Raw genomic sequence first — 20,651 nt, 5'->3', positions numbered from 1 at the left:
TTGGCGACCGCGGCTTTGCCTCTGACGCCTTCCGCGAGCGCATCTGGGACATGGGCGCGCGACCTGCGATCCCGCCCCGGCGCACCGATGCCGAGGTCGCCTGTCCGGACTGGATCTACGCCAACCGCCACCTGGTCGAGAACCTTTGGGCACGTCTGAAAGAGTGGCGAGCGGTCGCTACTCGCTACGAGAAGACCGCACGCTCCTTCCTCGGCGTGCTCTGCCTCGCCGCCACCGCAAACTGGATCAAAGTCATCAAGCTCTAACAGGCCTTAGCCGAGGGCCAACTTCACCGCGTCGAGGAGCGCCTCGGAGGGCACTGGCTTCTGGAGGAAAGCACCAGGCGCGACGGCACCTGCCCTGCGACGGGTTTCGGGGTCGCCGGACCCTGTCACGAACACTACCGCCAAGTCAGGCACGGCGCTCCGAAGCTGACTGGCAAGGGTGATGCCGTCGTATTCCCCGGCCAATCCGACATCGAGCAGGGCGAGCGCCGGGTGCCTCGAATGGAAAAGCGCTGTCGCCTCGGCCGCACTGGAGGCGGTCCCGACGACAGGGTAGCCAGCATCATCGAGGACGGAACAAGGTGAGAGCCAGTACGCGGATCGGGAGCGGCATCCGCTGCCCTGCCTTGTGCTGCTGGACCTGAAATTGCCGAGGCGGTCCGGGCACGAGGTGCTGGAATGGAAGCGCGACCGGGGCGGGGTCGTGGCCAGGATCCCGGTCGTGGTCCTGACCTCCTCACGCGAGAGCGCGGACGTGAACCGCGCCTACGACCTTGGCGCCAACTCCTACCTGACCAAGCCGGTGGCGTTCGACGGGCTGCTGGAGATGGTGAAAAGTCTTGGTCTCTATTGGGTCGTCATGAACGAGAAGCCAGGTCTTGGGTGATCCGGGACGCGCGTGTACTCCGGCGGCCTGGTGACTGTCATGGACCATTCGACGGGTGACGATCGGGCTGCCGGGCATGAATGCTCGCAAGCCATATCCGTTTGATGTCTTCGATGAGGAATGGGCGCTGGTTGCGCCCTACCTGCCTCTGCTGTCTGAGGCTGCCGAGCAGCGTGAGCACCCGTTGCGCGAGGTGTTCAATAGCCTGGGCTACATCACCGAGGCCGTGGGCCTTGCCACCGCCTTGTGGCCTCATGCATGGCTAGGCCCTGTTCAGCGCCGAGCCAGGGATGGTGGAGGGGCAGCCTTTACTTGCGCAGCGTCGGGCCGGCCTATGAGTTTTTCGGCCTCGGCATGGTGTTGTACTTCGCCTCGCAGGGTGCGGGCCAACTCATCTGGCCGCTCGACTTCGGCGTCCTACGCATGCTGGTCGCCGCTGGTAGCGGCTGACTGATGCTGCGCCTCACGGGCTCGCTCGCTTGGCTGTTCATCGCAGCGGCAGGGCTCGCCGTCTACGGAACCGGCCTTGAGGCCAGTGCGTGGTCGTGGCCGCCGCATAGCCGATAAGGCTTCAAAAGGCTATTTTTCATGAAAGTTTATACTTTGGACCGCAACGACCAGTGATCGGCGGTAGTCATTTCAATCGCGCCAAGAGACCTTGATGAGATTGCGAATGAATTGCAAAAAAGGCGAAGGGCACCCGTCGGGGGCTGCCCGGAGTGCCTTTGCCGGAACCGCCGATGATCGCTGCACCCATGCCTGGCCCTGCCAAGCTCTTGCCCTTCCTGGCGACGAGCCTCGCCATCGCCGCTTCCCCGGGCCAGGCCCAAACCGCTCAGTCGGCACAGGACGACGGGCTGGCCATGCCCGAATTGCGCATCGAGGGCACGCCGGAGACCGCGACGGGCCCCGTCCAGGGCATCTCCGCCGAGCGCAGCGCCAGCGCCACCAAGACCGACACGCCACTGATCCTGACGCCGCAGAACGTCACCGTCGTGACCCGCGAGCAGATCGATCTGCAGAACTCGCGCAACCTCGGCGAGGTGCTGGGCTACGCCGCGAGCGGCCAGGGCATCCTTTCCGACTTCCGCGGCGAATACGGCACGGTCCGCGGCTTTACCCCGGACATCTACCTCGACGGGCTGCGCGTGCCGGTGCCGGTCACCGCCCACAGCTTCCGCATCGAGCCATGGGGCATGGAGCGGGTCGAGCTGCTGCGCGGCGCCAATTCCGGCCTCTACGGCCAAGGCAATCTCGGCGGCATCATCAACAGCATCAGCAAGACCCCCTATCCCGGCCAGGTCAACCAGGTGGCCATCCAGGGCGGCAGCTTCGGCCGCATCCAGGGGATGTTCGACGTCGGGGGCGCCGTCGGCGGTAGCAATTCCCTGCTCTGGCGCTTCAACGGCCTGGTCCGCGATGCCGACACCTATGTGGAGGGCGGCCGCGACAACCGCATCTACCTCGCCCCGTCCCTGACTTGGCGGCCGACGGGCGATACCAGCATCACCCTCCTCGCCAGCTACATGCGGGACGATGCCGCCATCACCGGCCAATGGCTGCCGGCTTTCGGCACCGCGTTGTACAACCCCAACGGCACCATCCCACGCGACCGTGCCACCGGCGAGCCCGGCTGGGACCGCTACCGCCGCTCGCAATATGGCCTTGGGGCGCGGATCGAGCACCGGCTGAACCAGGACTGGACGCTGCGCTCCAACCTCCGCGGCACCTATCACGAGCTGGACTACGCCTCGATCTACGCCAGCGGCTTCAGCCCGGCCAGCCAGCAGCGCAGCCTCGCCCGCGTCGCCTCCTACCAGAACCCGACCTACCGGACCTTCGCCATCGACAACCAGGCGGAGGGCCGCGTGGTCACCGGCCCGCTGGAACACACGCTGCTTTTCGGCCTGGATTACCGGGTACAGGGCCTGAATGCGCGCACCTACTCCGCGGCGGCCAGCGCGCTCGACGTCTTCAGCCCGAATTACGGCTACCGGCCGCGGACGCTGCCGCTCACCGCCTCCAACAACCAGACTATCCAGCAGACCGGCCTCTATCTCCAGGATCAGGGCCGGCTGGACCGCTGGTACCTGACGCTGACCGGGCGGCAGGACTTCGCCGACACCGCTACGCGCAACAACCGCACCAATACCAATGCCAGCCAGCGTGATTCGCAATTCACCGGCCGCGCCGCGCTGCTCTACGCCTTCGACTTCGGCCTCTCGCCCTATTTCAGCTATGCCACCTCCTTCCTGCCGAATATCGGCACGCTGGCGCCGGCCCGCGGCGGTGGCACCTTCGCACCCACCACCGGCGAGCAGTTCGAGGCCGGCATCAAGTACCAGCCGCCCGGCAGTTCGAGCCTCTACTCCGCCACGCTGTTCCAGCTGACGCAGCAGAACGTCCTGACCGCCGACCCGGCCAACACGACCTTTTCCATCCAGACTGGCGAGGTGCGCGTGCGAGGACTGGAGCTGGAGGCGCGGCTCGCCCTGACCCCGGCGCTCAACCTCATCGCCGCTTGGACGGCGCAGGACCCGGAGGTGACCAGGACCACCGCCGGCAATCTCGGCATGCGTCCGGCCGCAATCCCGGCGCATACCGGCGCCCTCTGGACCGATTACAAGTTTAACGTCACGGAAGACCTCCGCATCACCCTCGGTGGCGGCGTCCGCTATATCGGCAACACCGTTGGCAACGGCGCCCCAAGCGCCAGCTCGCCGCAGTTCCATGTGCCGAGCTTCACTCTCGTCGATGCCGTGGCGCAGGCGGAGTGGCGGCAATGGCGGCTGGCGGTCAATGCCAGCAACCTCAGCGACGAAAGGTTCGTCAACGCCTGCTACACCTACAATTCCTGCAGCTACGGCGCGGGCCGCGCGGTCTACGCCACCCTGGGCTATCGCTGGTGAGCGCGCCGCGGCCGGAGGGCGGCCGGCGCTGGCCGGGCCTCGTCTCCCGCGTGGTCGCGGCGGTGGCCGGCGGCTACGCGCTCGGCGCGCTGGTGTCCATCGCCTGTGCCGTGCTGCTGCCGCTGGCCCGGTCGGAGGCGGTCATCATCGGCATGATGCTGAGTTTCTTCGCCTATGCCGGTGTCGTGCTCTGGGTCTTCGCCGCACGTGATGCGTGGCGCGCCTGGGCCGGCGTGCTGCTGCCCGGGTTGCTGCTGATGCTGGTGAGCTGGGCAGGGAGGCCGTCATGAAAGAGGGCTTCCGGCAATGCATGGCCTGGCTGCACACCTGGGCCGGGCTGATTCCGGGCTGGATCCTGTTCGCCGTCTTCCTGACCGGCACCGCGGCCTACTACCGCGGCGAGATTTCCGCCTGGATGCGTCCTGACCTGCGCATGGAGGATCGTGGCCCCGAGGCCGCGATGCTGGGCGTGCGGGAGTTGCAGCGGATCGCGCCCGACGCCACCGGCTGGATCATCGGCCTGCCGACCGAGAGCGACCCGCTGCTGCGCCTCTACTGGAGGCCGCCCGGCGAGCGCCGCTTCCGCGACGGCATCCTCGACCCTGCGACTGGCCGCGTGGCGGAAGGCGGCGAGACAAGGGGCGGCGAATTCTTCTACCGCTTCCATTTCGAGCTGCACATGCCGCCGATCTGGGGGCGCTGGCTGGTCGGCTTCTGCGCCATGGCGATGCTGGTGGCGATCATCAGCGGCATCATCACCCATCGACGCATCTTCGCCGATTTCTTCACCTTCCGCCCGGGCAAGGCCGGCAGCCGCTCTTGGCTGGATGCGCACAACCTGCTGGCCGTGCTGGCGCTGCCCTATCACCTGATGATCACCTATACGGGCCTGCTGACCCTGATGACCATGTACATGCCCTGGGGCATGCAACTGGCCTATAAGGGCGACCAGCAGGCCTTCATCGCGGAGGCGCTCTCCATCGCCCCGCAGCCGCGCCCGGCACGCGAGACCGCGCCGATGACCGATATCGCGCCGCTGGTGGCCGAGGCGCTTCGACGCTGGCCGGAGGCGGGCGTGCGGCGGATCGGCGTGTCGTTCCCGGGCGATGCCAATACCACCATCGTGCTGGGCAAGGGCGACCGGCATGAGCTGGCCATCCGGCGCCGGGAGCTCGTCTTCGCCGGCACCACCGGCGAGTTGCGGCTCGCCACCGGTAACGACGCGCCGGCGGCGCAGACGGTGGGGGTTGCCCTGGGGCTGCATTTCGCCCGCTTCGAGTGGCCGTTCCTGCATGGCCTGTTCTTCCTCTCCGGCCTCGCCGGCACGGCCATGGTCGGCACCGGCCTGGTGATGTGGGTGGCGAAGCGGGCGCCGAAACGCGGCGAGCGGCGAAGCTTCGGCTTGCGCCTCGTCGAGGCGCTCAACATGGGCACCATCTTCGGCCTGCCCATCGCCATGTTCGGGTTCTTCTGGGCCAACCGGCTGCTGCCGGGGGTGCTGGACCAACGGCCGGCCTGGGAGATCAGGATATTCTTCGCGCTCTGGCTGGCCGCCTACTTCCACGCCTCCTTGCGCCCCGGGCGGCGCGGATGGGCCGAGCAGGCCGGCCTGGCCGCGGCGCTGGCCATGCTGCTGCCGGTGTTGAACATGCTGACCACGCGGCACCACCTGGGCGTGGCCTTGCCGGCCGGGGACTGGCTGATGGCCGGGATGGATCTCGGCTTCCTGGGCTTCGGCCTCGCCTTCGCCCTGGCGGCGCGGAAGCTGTGGCCGAGGCCCGGCCTGGCAGTGGCGGCCGCGCGGAACCGGCAGCTGCGGGAGGAGGGCGCATGATGGCTGTTCTTGCCCTCGGCCTCGCCTATCCGGGGTTCCTGCTCCTGTCGCTGGCCATGGACCGGCACCACCGCGACCTGCTGGGTGGATCGCCCGGACGGGTGCGGCGACAGCTATGCCGCATCGGCGGCTGGGCGTTGCTCGGCCTGTCCATCCTGCCTTGCTTCGCGCTTTGGGGGTGGTCCTTCGGAGCGGTCGCCTGGTGCGGCGTGCTGACGCTCGCTGCCTTCGCCTTGGTGGCGCTGACGACCTATGCGCCGCGCGCCGCCCTGCTCGTCGCGCCGCTCCTGCCGGCGCTCGGCGGCGCTGCCTGGCTTGGGTTGCCCTGAGGCGGGACGCTCAGGCTCCCCTGGCAAAGGATGCTGCGGGCTTTGGCTTCTCCGCCTGCCTGATGATCTGCTGCACCTTGCTCGCCAGGGCCTCCACCTCGAACGGCTTGTGCAGAATATGCATCCAGGGCTCCAGCTGCCCCTGGCCCAGGGCCGCGCCTTCCGCATAGCCGGTGATGAACAACGCCTGCAGCCCGGGCCGCAAGGCCCGCCCCGCATCCGCGATCTGCCGGCCATTCATGCCGCCCGGCAGGCCGACATCGGTCACCAGCAGGTCGAGACGGATATCGGATTGCAGCACCAGCAGCGCTGCGGCGCCGTCCACCGCCTCGACGGCATGATAGCCCAGCTCCTCCAGCACCTCCCGCACCAGCATGCGGACCGTCGGCTCGTCATCGACGATGAGCACGGTCTCGCCCTGCCCGGCCCGGGATGCCGGCTCGGCGTTCATCGGCGCCTCCTCCTCCGTCGGGAAGGTCGCATGGCGCGGCAGGAAGATGCTCATGGTCGTGCCGCAGCCGAGCTCGGAGCGGATGCGGATCTGGCCGCCGGATTGCTTGGCGAAGCCGTAGATCATCGACAGGCCGAGGCCGGTGCCCTGGCCGATGGGTTTGGTCGTGAAGAAGGGATCGAAGGCGCGCGCCATGACCTCGGGCGACATGCCGGTGCCGGTATCGGAGACGGCGACCGAGACGTAATCCCCCGCCGCCATGCCCTGCTGCAGCGCCTCCGCCTCGCCAAGGCTGGCATTGGCCGTGGCGATCGTCACCAGCCCGCCATCCGGCATGGCGTCGCGGGCATTGATGCAGAGGTTGAGGAGCGCATTCTCGAGCTGGTTCGGGTCACAGAGCGTCGGCCACAGCTCCGCCGCCAGGGCCGTCTCCACCCGGATCGCCGGCCCCATGGTGCGGCGGACCAATTCCTCCATGCCGATAATCAGGCGGTTCACGTCGGTCGGCGCCGGCGCCAGCGTCTGGCGGCGCGAGAAGGCGAGCAGCCGATGGGTCAGCGCCGCGGCACGGTTGGCCGCGCCCTGCGCCGCCGTGACGTAGCGGTCCACCTGGGACAGTCGCCCTTGCGCCACGCGTGTCCGCAGCATCTGCAGGCTGCCGATGATGCCGGTCAGCAGGTTGTTGAAGTCATGCGCGATGCCGCCGGTGAGCTGGCCGACCGCCTCCATCTTCTGCGCCTGGCGCAGCTGCTCCTCAGCCTGACGCAGCGCCTCCGCCTGCTCGGTCGCGGCGGTGATGTCACGGCCCACGGCGTTGATGAGGCCCTCGCCGGCGGCAGCCGACCAGCTGATCCAGCGCCAGCTGCCATCCTGCCGGCGGCAACGGTTGTCGAAGCGGGCCAGCGGCGCGCCGTCGGCCAGCGCCGCGAATTCCCGCCGCGTCGCCGCGGCCTCATCCGGGTGGACCAGCTCGAACAGGTCGCGTCCGAGCAGCTCGATCTCGGTCCAGCCGAGCACCGCGGCCGATGCGGGGTTGGCCGCGGTGATGGTGCCGTCGAAGCGCGCCACCAGCATGAGTTCGGCGGAGAGCCGCCAGAGACGGTTGCGGTCCGCCGTGCGTTCCGCAACCCGCGCCTCCAGCTCGTCATTGAGCCGGCGGAGGGTCTCCTCACCGCGCTTGCTTGCGGTGATGTCGTAGATCACGCCGGAGAAGCGCAGGTCGTCCGTCTCGATGTCGCGCAGGAACTCGCCCCGCCGGGTCAGCCAGCGCTGTTCGCCGGTGTCGGGGCGGGTGATGCGGAATTCCACCTGCCGGATGCAGCCCGCCCCAGGGGGCGGCGCCGGGTCGATCAGCGGCGGGTCATCGGGGTGGATCAGCGCGTTGATCGTGCGCAGCGGCAGATCCTGCGCCGGTTGCAGGCCAAGCACCTGGCAGAACTGCTCCGAGACCGAGACCGTGCCATAGCCGCTGGTATACTCGAAGGTGCCGACGCCGCCGGCAGTCTGCGCGATGCGCAGCCGCTCCTCGACGCGCTTCTGCTCGGTAACATCCACCATCGTGCCGGTGAAGCGGCTTGCCGTCTCGTCTTCGGCCTCGTGCCGGCGGCCGCGGGCATGCACCCAGCGGATCGTGCCGTCCGGCAGGCGGATCCGGTACTCCTTCGAGAAGACCTCCGCTCCCCGCAGGATGCCGCCCACCGCGAGACGGATACGGGCCTGGTCGTCGGGATGGATGATCGAGAAGAAGGTCGCGGTCGGCACGCCGCTCGTCGCCTCCTCGGCCGTCAGCCCGTAGACGGCGGCGAAGCGCGCATCGCCACGAAGGCGCCGCTCGCCGATGGTCCAATCCCAGGAGGCCATGACGCCGGAAGCCGACAGGGCGGCGCGCAGCCGCTCCTGCAGCTTGTCCAACGCCTCCTGCCGGCTGCGCAACGCGACCTGCGCGGCGCCTTCCTCCCAGGTAGCCGTGATGTCCGTGAGGATCGCCATGGCAAAGCCCGGGCGATTGAACCCGGGCGGAACGGGAACGACGGTGACCCGGTCCCAGAAGCGCCGCCCGTCCCGGCGCCTGTGCCTCAGCTCGAACTCGCCCGGGCGGCCTTCCGCGAGCGCGGCGGCGAGGGCGGCGGCGGTGGCGGGATCGGTATCCGGCGCCTCCAGCAGCCGGCAGTCGCGGCCGATGGCCTCCTCCGGCGGGAAGCCGGTCATCTCGGTGAAGCCGGCGTTCACATAGGTGATCGGATTTCCGGGCTGGCCAGGATCGGTGATCAGCAGGCTGAGCCCGGAGCGCGCAAACACCTCCAGCACCGGCCCGCCCAGCCGCGGCAACCTCGCCGCGGCAGTGCCCAGTTCCATGTTCAGTACTCTGTTCACGGGCGGTGGCGCGCCCTCATGCTTCGATATCGTCCTGCATCACGCGGTCGATGAACTCACCCACCAACCGCTTCAATGTCTCGAGGGACGAAAGGTCCATGACCATGGCGATATAGCCACGGATGCTCCGGTTTTGTACTGAAAAATTGATGTAGAGAAACAGAACCAGCCCCTCATCCTCAACGGGCTCTGCGGTCTGGAGCAGACTCAACCCGCCGCGCCGGAGTACTTCCGGCAGGGACATGGTCAGCGAGCGCTCGAGCATGTTCGCCATGGTGGCAAGGCAGCTGTTGAGGATGACGTTGCCGGTTTCGGCCAGCGCCTCGTCCTCCATCGCTGCCGCCTCGGCAGGCGTCAGTTCCTCCCCGAGCACCGCTCGCACCAGTTCCATTCCGTTGGCGCGCGGGAAGATCAGCAGGGCGCGGCCCTGGAAGGCGCCACCGAATTCCTGGCGGACCGCTACCAGCTCGTCGCCCTCGCGCTCCTGGATCAGCGCCGCCGCCCTGCGGTGGCCGATGATCTCGAGCGAAGGCACCGAGAGCAGCACCTCGCCGCCGACCATCTTGCGCAGGCTGGCGGCGGCGCGGCTGACGCCGATATTCACCAGCTCGGTCAGCGCGTCGCGCTCCAGGTCGTTCAGCAGGGGAGAAACCCGGGGCGTCATCACGCCTTCGTCGCCCGCAGCCGCAGTGCGGCACCCGAGAGGAAGCCGCGCAACCCATCCTCGGTCACCGGCTTCGGGATGAAGCTCGCCTGCGCCGCGCGGGCGCGGGCGATCACCTCCTCCTGTACATTGGCGGTGACGACCGCCAGCGGCATGGCCGGGTTCAGTGCGCGCAACTCCGCCGCAAGGGTCAGCCCGTCCTTGCCCGGCATGTTGAAATCCATCAGCACGACATCGATCCCACCCTCGGCCACGCGTGCCAGGGCTTCCTCCGCATGGCTCGCCTCCAGGCGTTGCCAGTCGGGCTGCAATGCGGCGACCGCCTTGCCGGCCACGATCCGGGCCAGCTTGCTGTCGTCGACGATCAGGATCGTGGTGGCCATGCTCGGTGCATCCGCTGGTCGGTTCGGCATAATATCGAACTTTACTCTTGCTGCCCCTCTTTGACGCCAAAAAGCGGCAACAGCCAGCGTGCCGTGAAGGCATCGCCCGGAATGGCGCGTATGCGTGGCCGGAGGGCGAAGAGCACCTGGACCACCGCGGTATGCAGCGGCCCGGCCGCGCCGAGATCGACCTCACGCCCGGCCGCCTCCTGCAGCAGGGCGAGAAGCGGCTCCGCCTCCTCCACCCGGCACTCGCCCTCGAGCCGGATCACCATGCCGTCCAGCCTGACGCTCATCCGATCAACCCCGGCAGGTCGAGCACGACATGCACCCGCCCATCGCCCAGCAGCGCCGCGCCCAGCAGGCCCGGCATCGTCGCCAGCAGGCCGGTCGGTGGCCGCAGCAGGACTTCCGCCCGCCCGGCGAAGCCATCCACCTCCACCGCCACCCGCGCCTCGCCGGTGCCGATGACGAGCACCGGCACCCCGGCGCCGCGCGGCCCTGCCGGCAGGCCGAGCAGCGCGGCGAGGCGCAGCAGCGGCACGGTGCGGTCGCGCAGCACGAAGGCCTCGCCGCCATGCAGCGGCAGGATGTGCCCCGCCGGGATGCGTGCCGTCTCGGCTACCGCCTCGACCGGAACGCCGTAGACCTCATCGCCCAGCCGGACCAGCAGCAGCGTGGTCACCGCCGCGCCCCCCGGCAGCAGCAGCCGCAGCGTGGTGCCGGCGCCCTGCCGGGTGGCGAGCGTCACCCGGCCGCCGAGCGCCTCCACGGCCGCCCGCACCGCATCCATCCCGACCCCGCGGCCGGAGAGGGTGGTGACCGCGGCGGCGGTGGAGAAGCCGGGGCGGAACACGAGCTGCAATGCCGCCTCGTCGCTCAGCCCCGCCAGGGCCGGCTCGGGCAGCAGGCCGCGCTCGCGTGCCACTTGCCGCAGCCGGGTGGGGTCGAGGCCACGCCCGTCATCGGCGACCTCCACCACGATGCCCTCACCCTCGCGCCGCGCCTCCAGCGTGATCCGCCCAATCTCCGGCTTGCCAGCCGCGATGCGCGCCGCCGGCGCCTCGATCCCATGGTCGATTGCGTTGCGCAGCAGGTGCAGCAGAGGGTCGAACAGCCCGTCGACGATCGCCCTGTCGGCCTCCACCGCCTCGCCGCGCAGCTCCAGCGCCACCGGCTTGCCGAGCGCCGCTGCCGCCTCCCGCACCAGCCGTGGCATGCGGCGGAAGGTGCGGGCGAGGGGGATCATCCGCACGCCCATCACCGTGCGGTGCAGCGCCTGGGCCAGGCGGTCGATCCCGGCCTGTTGCTCGGCCAGCGCCTGCCCCAGCCTCGGATCGGCGACCGCTGCCTGGGGCACCAGCGCCGCCAGCCCGTTCTTGGCGACGATCAGCTCTCCCACCAGATCGAGCAGCGCATCGACCCGTGCCGCATCCACCCGCAGGCTGCGCCCGACCGGCTCGGCGCCGGGCCCGGCCGGCGCTGCCGGCATGGCGGCCAGCGCCAGCATCGCCACCTGGTCGGCGACGAGGCGGAAGACGGGGCGAAGCTCCGCCTCCGCTGCCGTGCTCAGCAACTCGATGACGAGGTTGCAGGTGAAGGGCTCCGGCCCTGTCTCCGGCCAGGGCGTCCGGGGCAGCAGCCGCAGCGCGACAAGCCCGGGCACGGCCCGCACCAGCGCCAGCGGGTCATCGCCCATGAAGAAGCAGTCGGGGGCCGGCTCATAGCGCAGCGCCACCAGGCGATGCCCGGCCGCTTGCGCCGCCGCGATCGCCGCCGCCTCCGCCGTCATTAGATCCGGCAGCCAGTCCGGCGGGGTAGCCGCCGATGCCGTCGGGCCGCCAACCGGCGTCGTCTCCGCCGCCCGCAGCGCCTGCTCCAGCGCCCCGCCCTGCGCCACCGCGACCTCGGGCAGCATCCCGGTCCGTGCGATGGCCGCGATCCAGTCCTCGCTGGCGCCGATCAATGCCAGCAGCGGGTCCAACGCGGCGCGGCCGACCGGCACCCGTCCGCCGCGCAGGGCGTCCAGCAGATCCTCCGCCGCGTGCAGGGCGCGTTCCATCGGCGACAGATCGAACAGCGCCGCCGCGCCCTTCAGCGTGTGCACCGCCCGGAAGGCACCATCGAGCGAGGCCCGGTCGCCCGGCTCCCGCTCCAGCGCCAGCAGATGCTCGCTGGCCGCCTCCACCAGTTCCTGGCCTTCGGCGAGGAACTGGTCCAGCAACTCGCTCATGCCGCCGCCGGGCGTTGGTAGACCACCGCATCCTCGAAGCGGCGTTGCGCGAAGCCGGTGGGCAGGCGGCCCAAGGATTCGGAATGCCCAAGGCAAAGGAAGCCGCCCGGCAGCAGCGCCTCGAACAGGTGGCGGGTGGCGAGCCGCTGGGAGGCGTCGTCGAAATAGATGAGGACGTTACGGCAGAACACGACATCGAAGCGTCCCTGCGCTGCCATGCTGGCGGCATCCACCAAATTCGCCGGCGTGAAGCTCACCGATTCCCGCAGGTCGCGGATGATCTGCCGCCGCCCGGCCAGCGGCGCCTCGAAATAGCGCTCGGCCACCGCCAAGGGCAGCCGGGCGAGCGAGCGGTCGCCGTACCGCCCCTCCAGCGCCGCTGCCAGCGCCCCGGAATCGATGTCGGAGCCGACGATCTCGATGTTGTAGGCATCGACCAGCGCCCAGTTCTCCAGCAGCCAGATGGCAATGGAATAAGGCTCCTCGCCGGTCGAGCAGGGGATGGACCACAGCCGGACCCGGTCGCCCGGCCCGCGCCGCGCGACGATCTCCGGCAGGATGGCGCGGCCGAGGCAGCGGAGCTGGTACTCCTCGCGGTAGAAATAGGTCTCGTTGACGGTGACGCTGTTGACCAGCCGCTCCGCCTCGGCCGGGCTCAGCCGCAGCAGGGCGAGATAGGTCGCCACCGAGGCCGTGCCGGTGCGGTGCATGCCCTGTGCGAGGCGGCGCTCGATATAGCCGCGCTTGCCCTCGCCATAGGCGATGCCGCTGCGGCGGTAGATGAAGTCGCAAAGCCGGGTGAGTTCCTCCGCGCTGGGTGCCGTGCCTGGGGCAGGGGCCGTGGCCTCGTTCATGCAGCCCAGCCCGCCAGGGTGGCGGCGATCGCCTCCAGCGGCAGCACCGCCTCGGCCCCGCCGGCGCGCACCAGCTCCGCCGGCATCCCCCAGACCACGGCCGTCGCCTCGGCCTCGGCGATGGTGCGCCCGCCTTCCGCCCGCAGCGCCGCCATGGCGGCCGCACCGTCATTCCCCATTCCGGTCATCAGCACGCCGATGAGCCGCGTGGCCGGCAGGTGTTGCATGGCGCTCCTGACCATCCGGTCGACGCTCGGGTGCCAGCGATGCTCCGGCAGCATGGGCGCGGCCATCGCCACCAGCCCATCCGGCCGCCGGGAAAGTATCATATCGCTGTCGCCATGGCCGATATAGACATGTCCGGGGCGCAGGGGCGCGGGCCGTGTCACCTCCTCCACCGGCAGGGCGCATAGGCGATGCAGCCGTCGCGCCAGCGCCGCGGTGAAGGCGGCCGGCATGTGCTGCGCCACCAGGACCGGCCAGGGGAAGGTGGCAGGCAGGCCGCCCAGCAGGGCGTCCAGCGCCGCCGGGCCGCCAGTGGAGCAGCCGACCAGCACCAAGCGGTCGATGGCGGCCGGGGCGGCTGGTTGTCTGGCAGGGACGGGGACAGCGATCGGGCGAGGCGCGGGCGGCAGCCCCGTCCGCAGCCGCACCCGCTCCGCCAGCCGGTGGCTGCGCCGGAGCCGCGCCCCGGCCGCGGCCCGCACCGTCTCCACCAGCTGCGGCGCCAGCGCGTCGATCGCCAGCGACATGGCCCGCGACGGCTTCGCCAGAACCTCGATGGCGCCGAGGGCGAGCGCCTCCAGCGTCTCCTTCGCCCCCGCCGCGGTGGCGGAGGAGAGCACGACCACCGGCACCGGATGCTCGAGCATGATGCGGTCGAGGCAGGCGAGGCCGCCCATCCGCGGCATCTGGATGTCGAGCGTCACCACATCGGGGCGGAAGCCGGGCAGCAACGCCAGCGCCTCCTCGCCATCGCGGGCGAAGGCGATCTCGAACCCGCCCGCCGCCTGGAAAACCTCACCCAGCAATCGCCGCATCAAGGCGGAGTCGTCGACGACCATCAGCCGGATCACGGCGCTGCCGTACCCCCTGTCCGGGCGAGCGCATTCACCAGGTCGCGCTCCGCCGCATCCAGCAGCGCCTGCGGGTCGATCAGCAGGATCACCCGACCCTCCCGCTCCACCGTGGCGACGCGGTCGAAGACGGCGCCGCCGCCCGCGATCTCCGGCGCCGGCGCCAGCGCCGTGGCCGGCAGGGCGACGATGCCGACCACCGCATCCACGGCGAAGCCCGAGCGGACGCCGCCCGTGGTGACGACGATCACGCGTCCGCCTTGCGTCGGCGCCTCGCCACCGGCGGCGAAGCGGTGCCGCTGGTCGATCACCGGCAGCACCGTGCCGCGAAGGTTCATCGCCCCGGCGACGAAGGTCGGCGCGCGCGGCAGGCGGGTCAGCTTCGCCGGCCGCCGCGCCACTTCCTCGACCGCCGAAACCGGCAGGCCGTATTCCTCCTCGCCCAGGCGGAAGACCAGGAACCGCTCGGCCGCCTCGGCCGCCGCGCTGCTATCGGGCATTGCCTCCATCCCCTTGGCGGCCTCGGCGAGCAGCCGGGCCGTGGTCTCCGCATCGAAGAGCCGCGCCGGGGAGAGGATGGCGACTAACCCGCCACCCGCGAGCCGGCCGATCGCCTCCAGCCGCGCCTCCCCACGGCCACGGGCGAGCACCGGCGGCACCGGGTCGATCGCCGCCTCGGTCAGGCGGTGGATGGCCCGCAGCCGGTCCACCACCAGCCCGACCAGGGAAGACCCCAGCCGCACCACGACGACCCGTCCGCCCCGATCCTGCGCTGCCGCAGGCAGGCCCAGCAGCACATGCGGCGAGACCAGCGGCAGCAACGCGCCGCGATAGGTGGTGACGCCGGCCAGCGCCGCCCCCGGCGCCGGCAGCCGCATCACCGCCTCCACCTTGTCGAGCGGCAGGGCAAATTCCTGGCCTGCAAGACTGAAGCCGAGCAGCGCCAGCGTCTCCGCCGCCGCATCCGCCGTCATCGCCCGGGCAGCGGCGGCCGGTCCGCCTCCACGCCGCACCGGTGCGCCGAAGGCCGCGGCGAGGAGCGATGCAGGATCGATCGCCTGCGCGGTCCCGGCACCCAAGGCGGCGACGCTGTCCACCAGCAGCCCGACCGGCGACGGCCCGTCCAGCACCAGGATGCGAGCGGCGGAGGAGGGCGGAGCCACCGCCCGGCCGGTCAGCGCCGCCAGCGACACCACCGGGAGCGCGGCGCCCCGCAGGCCGGCGAGGCCGAGCAGCGCCGGCGGCGCCTGCGGCACGCGGGTCAGCGGCCGCGGGCGCAATACCTCGCGCACCGCGCTCGCCGGCAGTGCCAGGGCCTCGCCCGCCACCGTGACCGTCACGGTCGCGGCGGCCGAGGCCACCGGCTCAGCCTGCGACGCGAAGTTCGTCGGCAAGGCTTGCGATCTCCTCGATGGCGGCCGCCAACTCCTCCATGCCCGTCGCCTGCTGATGGGCGGCGGCGGAGGCCTGGCTGGTCGCCGCGCTGGTCTCACCGGCCGCGGCGGCGATCGCCTGGGTGCCGGCCACCACCTCCCGCACGGCGGTTGACGCGGTCTCGGCGTGGGCCAGGATTTCGGCCGCGCTGGTCCGTGGCCCGGCCAGCTCCGCCTCTGCCATCGCCAGTCGACCGGCGAGACCGTGGATCTTCGCCGCCTCGCCTACCGAGGCGGCGGCCAGCGCGTCGAGATCGCGGCGCACCCCTTCCACCTGGTCGCGGATCTCCTGCACCACATCCTTCATCCGGTCGGCATTGCCGGCGGCGTCACGCGCCAAGGCGCGTATATCGGCAGAGACGACGGAGAAGCCACGGCCCGCCTCGCCGGTCCGCGCCGCCTCCACCGAGCCGCTGACGGCCAGCATGTTGGTCTGCACCGCGACCAGGGCGATGGCGTCGACCACCTTCTCGATACGCCGCCGCGCCGCCTCCAGCGCCGCGACCTGGGCGGCCACCGCCTCGGCTTCGCGAAGCGCCGCGTCGAGGCTGCTGGCCAGCCCCTCGGCTGCCGCGCGCCCCTCGCCGAGCTGCGGCGCCAGGGCATCGAGCCGCCGGGCCGCCGCGCCGGCGGCATCGACCGTCGCCATCGCCGCCCGCTCGATCTGCGCCATGGCATGGGAGGTCTGGCCCGTGGCCGCGGCCTGGGCCGTGGCGCCACGGGCAATCTGGCCGAGCGCGGTCATGATCTGCCCGGCGGAGCCCGATAATTCCTGCACTGTCGCCGACAGCTCATCGGCCGCCGAGGCGACGCCCTCGGTGGCCGTGGCGGCGCTGCCCTCGGCCTGCAGCTGCTCGGCCATCAGGGCCAGCGCCTGCGCCGCCTGCTGGCTGCCCTCCAGCGCCACGGTCTGCTGCTCGACCGCGCGCTGCGCCTCCATGGTCGCGGCGGATTGCTCCTCGGCGGCGCTGGCCACCAGCTCGGCGCCGCGCTGCGCCTCGCGGCCGCCGGCCTCCGCCTCCATCGCGGCCAGCAGGATCGACTGCGCCCCCTCGGCGATCCCGCCCATATCGGCGCGCACCGCATCCAGCGTCGCCACCACGGCGCGGCCCGTGCGGGCCTCGGCCTCGGCGGCTTCGGCGGCGGCGCGGATGCGGGCGGCGATGGCGCGCACCTGCTCGCGCACCGCTCCGACGAGTGCCTGCACCTCCTGCGCGCTGGCCTCGGAGCTTTCAGCCAGCGCCCGCACTTCGTCGGCGACCACAGCGAAGCCGCGCCCCTGCTCGCCGGCTCGCGCCGCCTCGATCGCGGCGTTGAGCGCGAGAAGGTTGGTCTGGTCCGCGATGTCGCTCACTACCGCGGTGATCTCGCCGATGCTCGCAGCTTGATCCTCCAGCCGCGTCACCACCTCGACCGAGCGAAGCTGCCGCGCCGTGCGATCCTCGACGAAGGCCGCCGAGGCGGCGAGCCCGGTGCCCACTTCGGTCAGCAACACCTGCAGCGCCTCGATCAGGCGCTGCGAGGCCTCGGCTCGGCTGCGCGCCTCGCCGAAGGCGGTGCCGAGGCTGTCGATCGCGCCCTGGCTCTGCTGGGTGGCGGCCGCGGCCTGCTCGGCGGCGGCGCCGATCTGGCCGAGCGCCTGACGCAATTCCTCCGCCGCCGCCGAGGCCTCGGTGACGCCGGCCGCCAGCTGCTCCGACGCGGCGCCGATCCGCTCCGCCGCCTGGTGCCGGCGGGCCATGGCCCGGTCCAGCGAGCGGCGCGCCACCGGGGCGGCCGCCGGCGCGGCGGAGCGGCCAGCCGCGGGGGAGGCACCGCCGCGGCCCAGCTCGGACGTCTTCACCAGCGCCATCGTTCCTCCAGGGGCTCCTGCCGCCCAGCATAGCGGCCGGGCGAGGCGAGGCCCATAGGCGGCGAGGCTGGGCTAGGTACCCTCCCCGCCGGGCAGTGGTGCCATCCTGAACCGGTCGAGGATGTTGCGGGTGATCTGCTGCGTGTAGGCACAGCTTCGCTTGAGCCCCATGACCCATTCGCAGCTGGCGGCGGTCAGCACCTGGCCTTTGCCGCGCCGCATGGACACCATCATGCCCGAGCCATGGTAGGACTTCGCGAGCGTCTCCTCATTGGCGACGCCATGGATCATCTCCGCCTTCTCATACCAGTCATGCGCGCCGACATAGGCGCGGAGCGTATAGCTCTCGAGCGGCGCCTCACCCATCACCGCGGGCGTCATAGCCAGGATCTCGACGCTGTCCGGCGTGCCGTCCTTCCCCGTCGGATAGGGCAGGCCGTCGCGGAAGGTGTAGTCGACGCCGTCCACCTCGTAGCCGAAGATGCGGGCCTCGGCGCCGAAGATGTCGCCATAGCTGAGGTCGGTCCTGGCGAAGGCCCAGTGCTCCGGCCGGTAGACGGTGAAGCCGCGGCTGCCGCGCGGGGTGAAGCGGCCCCAATTCGCATAGGTACCGCCGAGTCCGTTCACTCCGACCGTGGTAGCGCCCGGCCAGCGCACATGCCGGTCCTCCCAGGCGCTGGTGAGGCGCGAATCATCTCCGGTGGCGCGGATAGGGTCCGTGCGATGGGCATTGCTCTTGTAGCAGACCTGGCGCCGCCCTTCCTCCTCCATCCGGACCTGCCAGGTGAAATTCGCGCCCAGCCGCGCGAAATGCCCGCCTTTGTCGACATAGGCCTCGATGGCGAGACGCATCTCCCGCGTCCAGTATTCGTCATGACCGACGACAACGACGCAGGAATAGCCGTCGAGCAGCTCCGGACGCAGGTGCAGGTCGGTCTGGGTGATGGTGTCGAGCGCATAGCCCTCACGCTCGGCCCAGACGGCGAAGTGCCTGTCGTACTGCGCCCAGCCAGTCGCGGCGTAGTAGTAGCTGAAGCCGTTGGCGTAGGACCATTCCTTGAAGTCGTAGCGCAGCGGCATCATCGGCTCGGGGACTGTTGCGCAGATGCGCGGCGCGTTCTCCGGCAACTTGACCATGCCGCGGGTCCAGGGCCGCTGCAGGCTCAGCAGCGGCGACATCGCATTGCCCTCCGGCCCATGGCTGCCGCCGTAGTGGTTGGCGCCGCCCCAGTCGTTGTAGGCGGTGTAGGTGCAGGTCGGCAGCAGGTGCAGCACCCGCCCCGGATGCGCGCCGGCCGCGGGTCGCACGACAAAGAAGTGGTGCTGGACGAAGCGGCCGCCCTGCCGCCGGGCGACGCTGGACTCGACCAGGTAGAAGCCCGAAGACAGGTCGGCGGGCAGCGTCCAGCTGTGCAGCACCGGCCAGCCGCAGCCCTTCTCATAGGCTCCCTCCGGCATCGGCGTCGCCCGGCCCGGCAGCCCGTCCTCCCGGTACACCACTACGGGGTTCAGCCCGTCGCGCGTCACTTCGATCCGCCACTCAGCGGCATTGGTGCTGCCGTGGAACTGCACGGTTTCGCCCGGCGCATAGGAGATGGCGTCGGTATAGACATGGATCTCGTGCCAGTCCGGGTCGCCGCGCGGCGCCTCGAAGGGCCGCATCTCCTGCCAGTGATGGTCGCCCGAGGTGGGATAGATCCGCTTGGGGCCGACATTGACGGTGCTGTCCGGCCGGGCGGTAGGGTCGTCGTAAAGCGGCATGAGGTCAGGACTTCTGCAAGTTGAAGAACAGCGGGAAGCCTTCGATCAGGCCGGTGACGTTGCTGCGGAAGGCGGTGGGCGGCGTGTAGGCGCCGGTCGGCAGGTAGGGGACGTCCTCGAAGGCCTGGAGCTGGATCTGCTCGGTGATGCGCTTCTGGTCGGCGAGACTGTCGGCGGCGAGGAACTGCTCGCGCAGCGCCTCGATCTTCGGCAGGTCCGGCCAGCCGGAGGTGCCGCTCCGGCCGGGCCCGCGGACATAGGATTGCGTCGCCGGGTTCAGCGCGATGATGCCGGGGATGTAGTTGCACCAGGCGCTCCAGCCGCCCTTGTCGAGGCCGTCGCGGTTGTTCATCACCCGGCTGGCGACCGAGCCCCAGTCGGAGGCCTGGTAGTCGAGGTTGATGCCGACGCGGCGGAACATGTCGCCGGCAATCTCGCTCATGGCATTCAGCGCCGTGAGGTCGGTCGGCACGGACAACACCACCTTCTCGCTCTTGTAGCCGGCGGCCTGGAGGTTGCGCTTGACCTTCTCGTAGTCGGGCGCCCCGGCCATCGTCTCCAGCCCCGCTTCGCTCGCCAGTTGCGTGCCGGGCAGGAAGAAGCCGCAGCGGTCGTTCCAGAGCGAGCGGTCGTCGCCCATCACCGCCGTCATGTAGTCGGTCTGGTTGATGGCGGGCAGGAAGGCACGGCGGATCGCCGGATTGTCGAAGGGTGGCTGCAGGTGATTGAAGCGGATCATGCCCATCAGCCCGGCCTTGTCCTTCACCGCCACCGTCACGCCGCGGGCGCGCTTCAGCAGCGGCAGGAGGTCGGCTGTCGGCTGCTCCCACCAATCCACCTCGCCCCGTTGCAAGGCGGCGCCGGCGGTCGCAGCATCGGGGATGGTGTGCCACTCCACGCGGTCGACGCGGGCGACCTTGCCGCCGGCGAGGAAGCTCACCGGCTCGTTGCGCGGCTTGTAGCCGGCGAAGCGCTCATAGACCGCGCGCGAACCGGCCATGCGCTCATTCGCTACCCAGCGGAACGGGCCGCTGCCGACAATCTCCGTCACTTGCGTGGAGGGTGGATTGCGGGCGAAGCGCTCCTGCATCACCGGGCAGTAGGAAGAAGGCTTGGCCAGCGCCGTGGCGAGCAGCGGGAAGGGTTTTTTCAGTTTCACCAGGAAAACGCGGTCGGAGACGACGACCATCTCGTCGGTGATGGCGCGGATGTTCTGGCCGAGCACATCCGTGCGGGTCCAGCGGTCGATGCTGGCGATGGCGTCGCGCGCGAGGATCGGCGTGCCGTCATGGAAGGTGGGGCCCTCGCGCAGGGTAATGCGCCAGGTGCGTCCGCCATCCTCGATGACATGGCCTTCGACGAGCTGCGGCTGCGCGACATAGTTGGCGTCGAGGCCGTAGAGTTGGTCATAGACCAACATGCCGTGGTTGCGCGTCACCAGCGCCGTGTTGAAGACGGGGTCGAGCAGCGTCAGGTCCGATTGCGGCACGAAGCGCAGCACGGAGGTTGCCCCGGGTGTTCCCTGCGCGCGCAGCACGCCGGGCCGCGCCAAGACCAGAGACGACGCACCGACCGCCAGGGTCATGATATCACGACGCTTCATGATGC

Annotated in this window: 19 protein-coding genes and 1 pseudogene; 8 read left to right on the top strand and 12 right to left on the bottom strand. The window is 70.5% G+C overall.

Annotated elements, in window-relative coordinates; genetic code table 11:
- On the top strand, positions 1–266 hold a 266-nt coding region (locus EP26_RS22695; RefSeq protein WP_043342112.1), incomplete at its 5' end, for an IS5/IS1182 family transposase.
- 6 nt (positions 267–272) lie between these two features.
- Here the strand turns inward: EP26_RS22695 and EP26_RS38665 are convergent.
- Positions 273–716: a response regulator gene (locus EP26_RS38665; protein WP_408735109.1), complete on the bottom strand. Its 444-nt coding sequence runs from the start codon at positions 714–716 to the stop codon at positions 273–275.
- Here EP26_RS38665 and EP26_RS22685 point away from each other — a divergent pair.
- The 7 genes and pseudogenes from EP26_RS22685 to EP26_RS22665 all read left to right on the top strand — a co-directional run bounded on the left by EP26_RS22685 (position 634) and on the right by EP26_RS22665 (position 5,963).
- The gene (locus EP26_RS22685) at positions 634–891 is read left to right on the top strand and encodes a response regulator (protein ID WP_052389544.1); all 258 of its coding nucleotides are present in this window, start codon (positions 634–636) and stop codon (positions 889–891) included. The genes EP26_RS38665 and EP26_RS22685 overlap by 83 nt on opposite strands.
- Before the next feature lie 76 nt (positions 892–967).
- Positions 968–1,109, top strand: a pseudogene (locus EP26_RS37635) (transposase); the annotation flags it as partial.
- Between the two features lie 94 nt (positions 1,110–1,203).
- Positions 1,204–1,341 (top strand): hypothetical protein, encoded by a 138-nt coding sequence (locus tag EP26_RS35140; RefSeq protein WP_157033687.1) that lies wholly within the window; start codon positions 1,204–1,206, stop codon positions 1,339–1,341.
- A 305-nt stretch (positions 1,342–1,646) separates the two neighbouring features.
- A complete protein-coding gene (locus EP26_RS37630; protein WP_169747456.1) occupies positions 1,647–3,800 on the top strand; it encodes a TonB-dependent siderophore receptor in 2,154 nt (717 codons plus the stop codon).
- Entirely contained in the window at positions 3,797–4,090 is a 294-nt protein-coding gene (locus EP26_RS22675; RefSeq protein ID WP_084112799.1) for a DUF3649 domain-containing protein, read from the top strand. Before EP26_RS37630 ends, EP26_RS22675 begins: the two co-directional genes overlap by 4 nt.
- Entirely contained in the window at positions 4,087–5,634 is a 1,548-nt protein-coding gene (locus tag EP26_RS22670) for a PepSY-associated TM helix domain-containing protein (protein WP_043342110.1), read from the top strand. The genes EP26_RS22675 and EP26_RS22670 overlap by 4 nt, the downstream gene beginning before the upstream one ends.
- Positions 5,631–5,963, top strand: a complete 333-nt coding sequence (locus tag EP26_RS22665; RefSeq protein WP_211259520.1) for a DUF3325 domain-containing protein — start codon at positions 5,631–5,633, stop codon at positions 5,961–5,963. Before EP26_RS22670 ends, EP26_RS22665 begins: the two co-directional genes overlap by 4 nt.
- A gap of 10 nt (positions 5,964–5,973) precedes the next feature.
- On the opposite strand, the gene EP26_RS22660 is transcribed toward EP26_RS22665, so the two are convergent.
- From EP26_RS22660 to EP26_RS22610, 11 genes are all read right to left on the bottom strand, one after another.
- The gene (locus EP26_RS22660) at positions 5,974–8,769 is read right to left on the bottom strand and encodes a hybrid sensor histidine kinase/response regulator (RefSeq protein WP_052389542.1); all 2,796 of its coding nucleotides are present in this window, start codon (positions 8,767–8,769) and stop codon (positions 5,974–5,976) included.
- Positions 8,770–8,803: 34 nt separating this feature from the next.
- Complete coding sequence (locus EP26_RS22655) at positions 8,804–9,451, bottom strand: chemotaxis protein CheX (RefSeq protein WP_043342108.1); 648 nt, start codon at positions 9,449–9,451, stop codon at positions 8,804–8,806.
- Positions 9,451–9,834: a response regulator gene (locus EP26_RS22650; RefSeq protein ID WP_043342107.1), complete on the bottom strand. Its 384-nt coding sequence runs from the start codon at positions 9,832–9,834 to the stop codon at positions 9,451–9,453. The genes EP26_RS22655 and EP26_RS22650 overlap by 1 nt, the downstream gene beginning before the upstream one ends.
- Positions 9,835–9,875: 41 nt before the next feature.
- Complete coding sequence (locus EP26_RS22645) at positions 9,876–10,130, bottom strand: hypothetical protein (protein WP_043342106.1); 255 nt, start codon at positions 10,128–10,130, stop codon at positions 9,876–9,878.
- Positions 10,127–12,067 (bottom strand): chemotaxis protein CheA, encoded by a 1,941-nt coding sequence (locus EP26_RS38235; RefSeq protein WP_043342105.1) that lies wholly within the window; start codon positions 12,065–12,067, stop codon positions 10,127–10,129. Before EP26_RS38235 ends, EP26_RS22645 begins: the two co-directional genes overlap by 4 nt.
- Positions 12,064–12,921 (bottom strand): CheR family methyltransferase, encoded by an 858-nt coding sequence (locus tag EP26_RS22635; RefSeq protein ID WP_043342104.1) that lies wholly within the window; start codon positions 12,919–12,921, stop codon positions 12,064–12,066. The genes EP26_RS38235 and EP26_RS22635 overlap by 4 nt, the downstream gene beginning before the upstream one ends.
- Positions 12,918–13,985: a chemotaxis-specific protein-glutamate methyltransferase CheB gene (gene cheB / locus EP26_RS22630; protein WP_211259519.1), complete on the bottom strand. Its 1,068-nt coding sequence runs from the start codon at positions 13,983–13,985 to the stop codon at positions 12,918–12,920. Before cheB ends, EP26_RS22635 begins: the two co-directional genes overlap by 4 nt.
- Positions 13,986–13,993: 8 nt before the next feature.
- The gene (locus EP26_RS22625; protein WP_043342102.1) at positions 13,994–15,391 is read right to left on the bottom strand and encodes a chemotaxis protein CheW; all 1,398 of its coding nucleotides are present in this window, start codon (positions 15,389–15,391) and stop codon (positions 13,994–13,996) included.
- Positions 15,363–17,282, bottom strand: coding sequence for a methyl-accepting chemotaxis protein (locus EP26_RS22620; RefSeq protein ID WP_043342101.1), 1,920 nt, complete (start codon positions 17,280–17,282; stop codon positions 15,363–15,365). The genes EP26_RS22625 and EP26_RS22620 overlap by 29 nt, the downstream gene beginning before the upstream one ends.
- 72 nt (positions 17,283–17,354) lie before the next feature.
- Positions 17,355–19,043, bottom strand: coding sequence for a N,N-dimethylformamidase beta subunit family domain-containing protein (locus EP26_RS22615; protein ID WP_052389541.1), 1,689 nt, complete (start codon positions 19,041–19,043; stop codon positions 17,355–17,357).
- Positions 19,044–19,047: 4 nt separating this feature from the next.
- Complete coding sequence (locus tag EP26_RS22610; RefSeq protein ID WP_043342100.1) at positions 19,048–20,646, bottom strand: ABC transporter substrate-binding protein; 1,599 nt, start codon at positions 20,644–20,646, stop codon at positions 19,048–19,050.
- Between the last annotated feature and the right edge of the window lie 5 nt (positions 20,647–20,651).

It is taken from the genome of Belnapia moabensis DSM 16746, from assembly GCF_000745835.1.
Classification (GTDB): Bacteria; Pseudomonadota; Alphaproteobacteria; order Acetobacterales; family Acetobacteraceae; genus Belnapia; species Belnapia moabensis.
This window is presented reverse-complemented; position numbering and strand designations above follow the sequence as displayed.

What these genes read in the sequence shown, in the direction of transcription:
- EP26_RS37630 (WP_169747456.1), top strand. Translation starts at nt 1,647, where the DNA reads ATGCCTGGCCCTGCCAAGCTCTTGCCCTTCCTGGCGACGAGCCTCGCC.
- EP26_RS22670 (WP_043342110.1), top strand. Translation starts at nt 4,087, where the DNA reads ATGAAAGAGGGCTTCCGGCAATGCATGGCCTGGCTGCACACCTGGGCC.
- EP26_RS22665 (WP_211259520.1), top strand. Translation starts at nt 5,631, where the DNA reads ATGATGGCTGTTCTTGCCCTCGGCCTCGCCTATCCGGGGTTCCTGCTC.
- EP26_RS22660 (WP_052389542.1), bottom strand. Translation starts at nt 8,769, where the DNA reads ATGGAACTGGGCACTGCCGCGGCGAGGTTGCCGCGGCTGGGCGGGCCG.
- EP26_RS22655 (WP_043342108.1), bottom strand. Translation starts at nt 9,451, where the DNA reads ATGACGCCCCGGGTTTCTCCCCTGCTGAACGACCTGGAGCGCGACGCG.
- EP26_RS22650 (WP_043342107.1), bottom strand. Translation starts at nt 9,834, where the DNA reads ATGGCCACCACGATCCTGATCGTCGACGACAGCAAGCTGGCCCGGATC.
- EP26_RS22645 (WP_043342106.1), bottom strand. Translation starts at nt 10,130, where the DNA reads ATGAGCGTCAGGCTGGACGGCATGGTGATCCGGCTCGAGGGCGAGTGC.
- EP26_RS38235 (WP_043342105.1), bottom strand. Translation starts at nt 12,067, where the DNA reads ATGAGCGAGTTGCTGGACCAGTTCCTCGCCGAAGGCCAGGAACTGGTG.
- EP26_RS22635 (WP_043342104.1), bottom strand. Translation starts at nt 12,921, where the DNA reads ATGAACGAGGCCACGGCCCCTGCCCCAGGCACGGCACCCAGCGCGGAG.
- cheB (WP_211259519.1), bottom strand. Translation starts at nt 13,985, where the DNA reads ATGGTCGTCGACGACTCCGCCTTGATGCGGCGATTGCTGGGTGAGGTT.
- EP26_RS22620 (WP_043342101.1), bottom strand. Translation starts at nt 17,282, where the DNA reads ATGGCGCTGGTGAAGACGTCCGAGCTGGGCCGCGGCGGTGCCTCCCCC.
- EP26_RS22615 (WP_052389541.1), bottom strand. Translation starts at nt 19,043, where the DNA reads ATGCCGCTTTACGACGACCCTACCGCCCGGCCGGACAGCACCGTCAAT.
- EP26_RS22610 (WP_043342100.1), bottom strand. Translation starts at nt 20,646, where the DNA reads ATGAAGCGTCGTGATATCATGACCCTGGCGGTCGGTGCGTCGTCTCTG.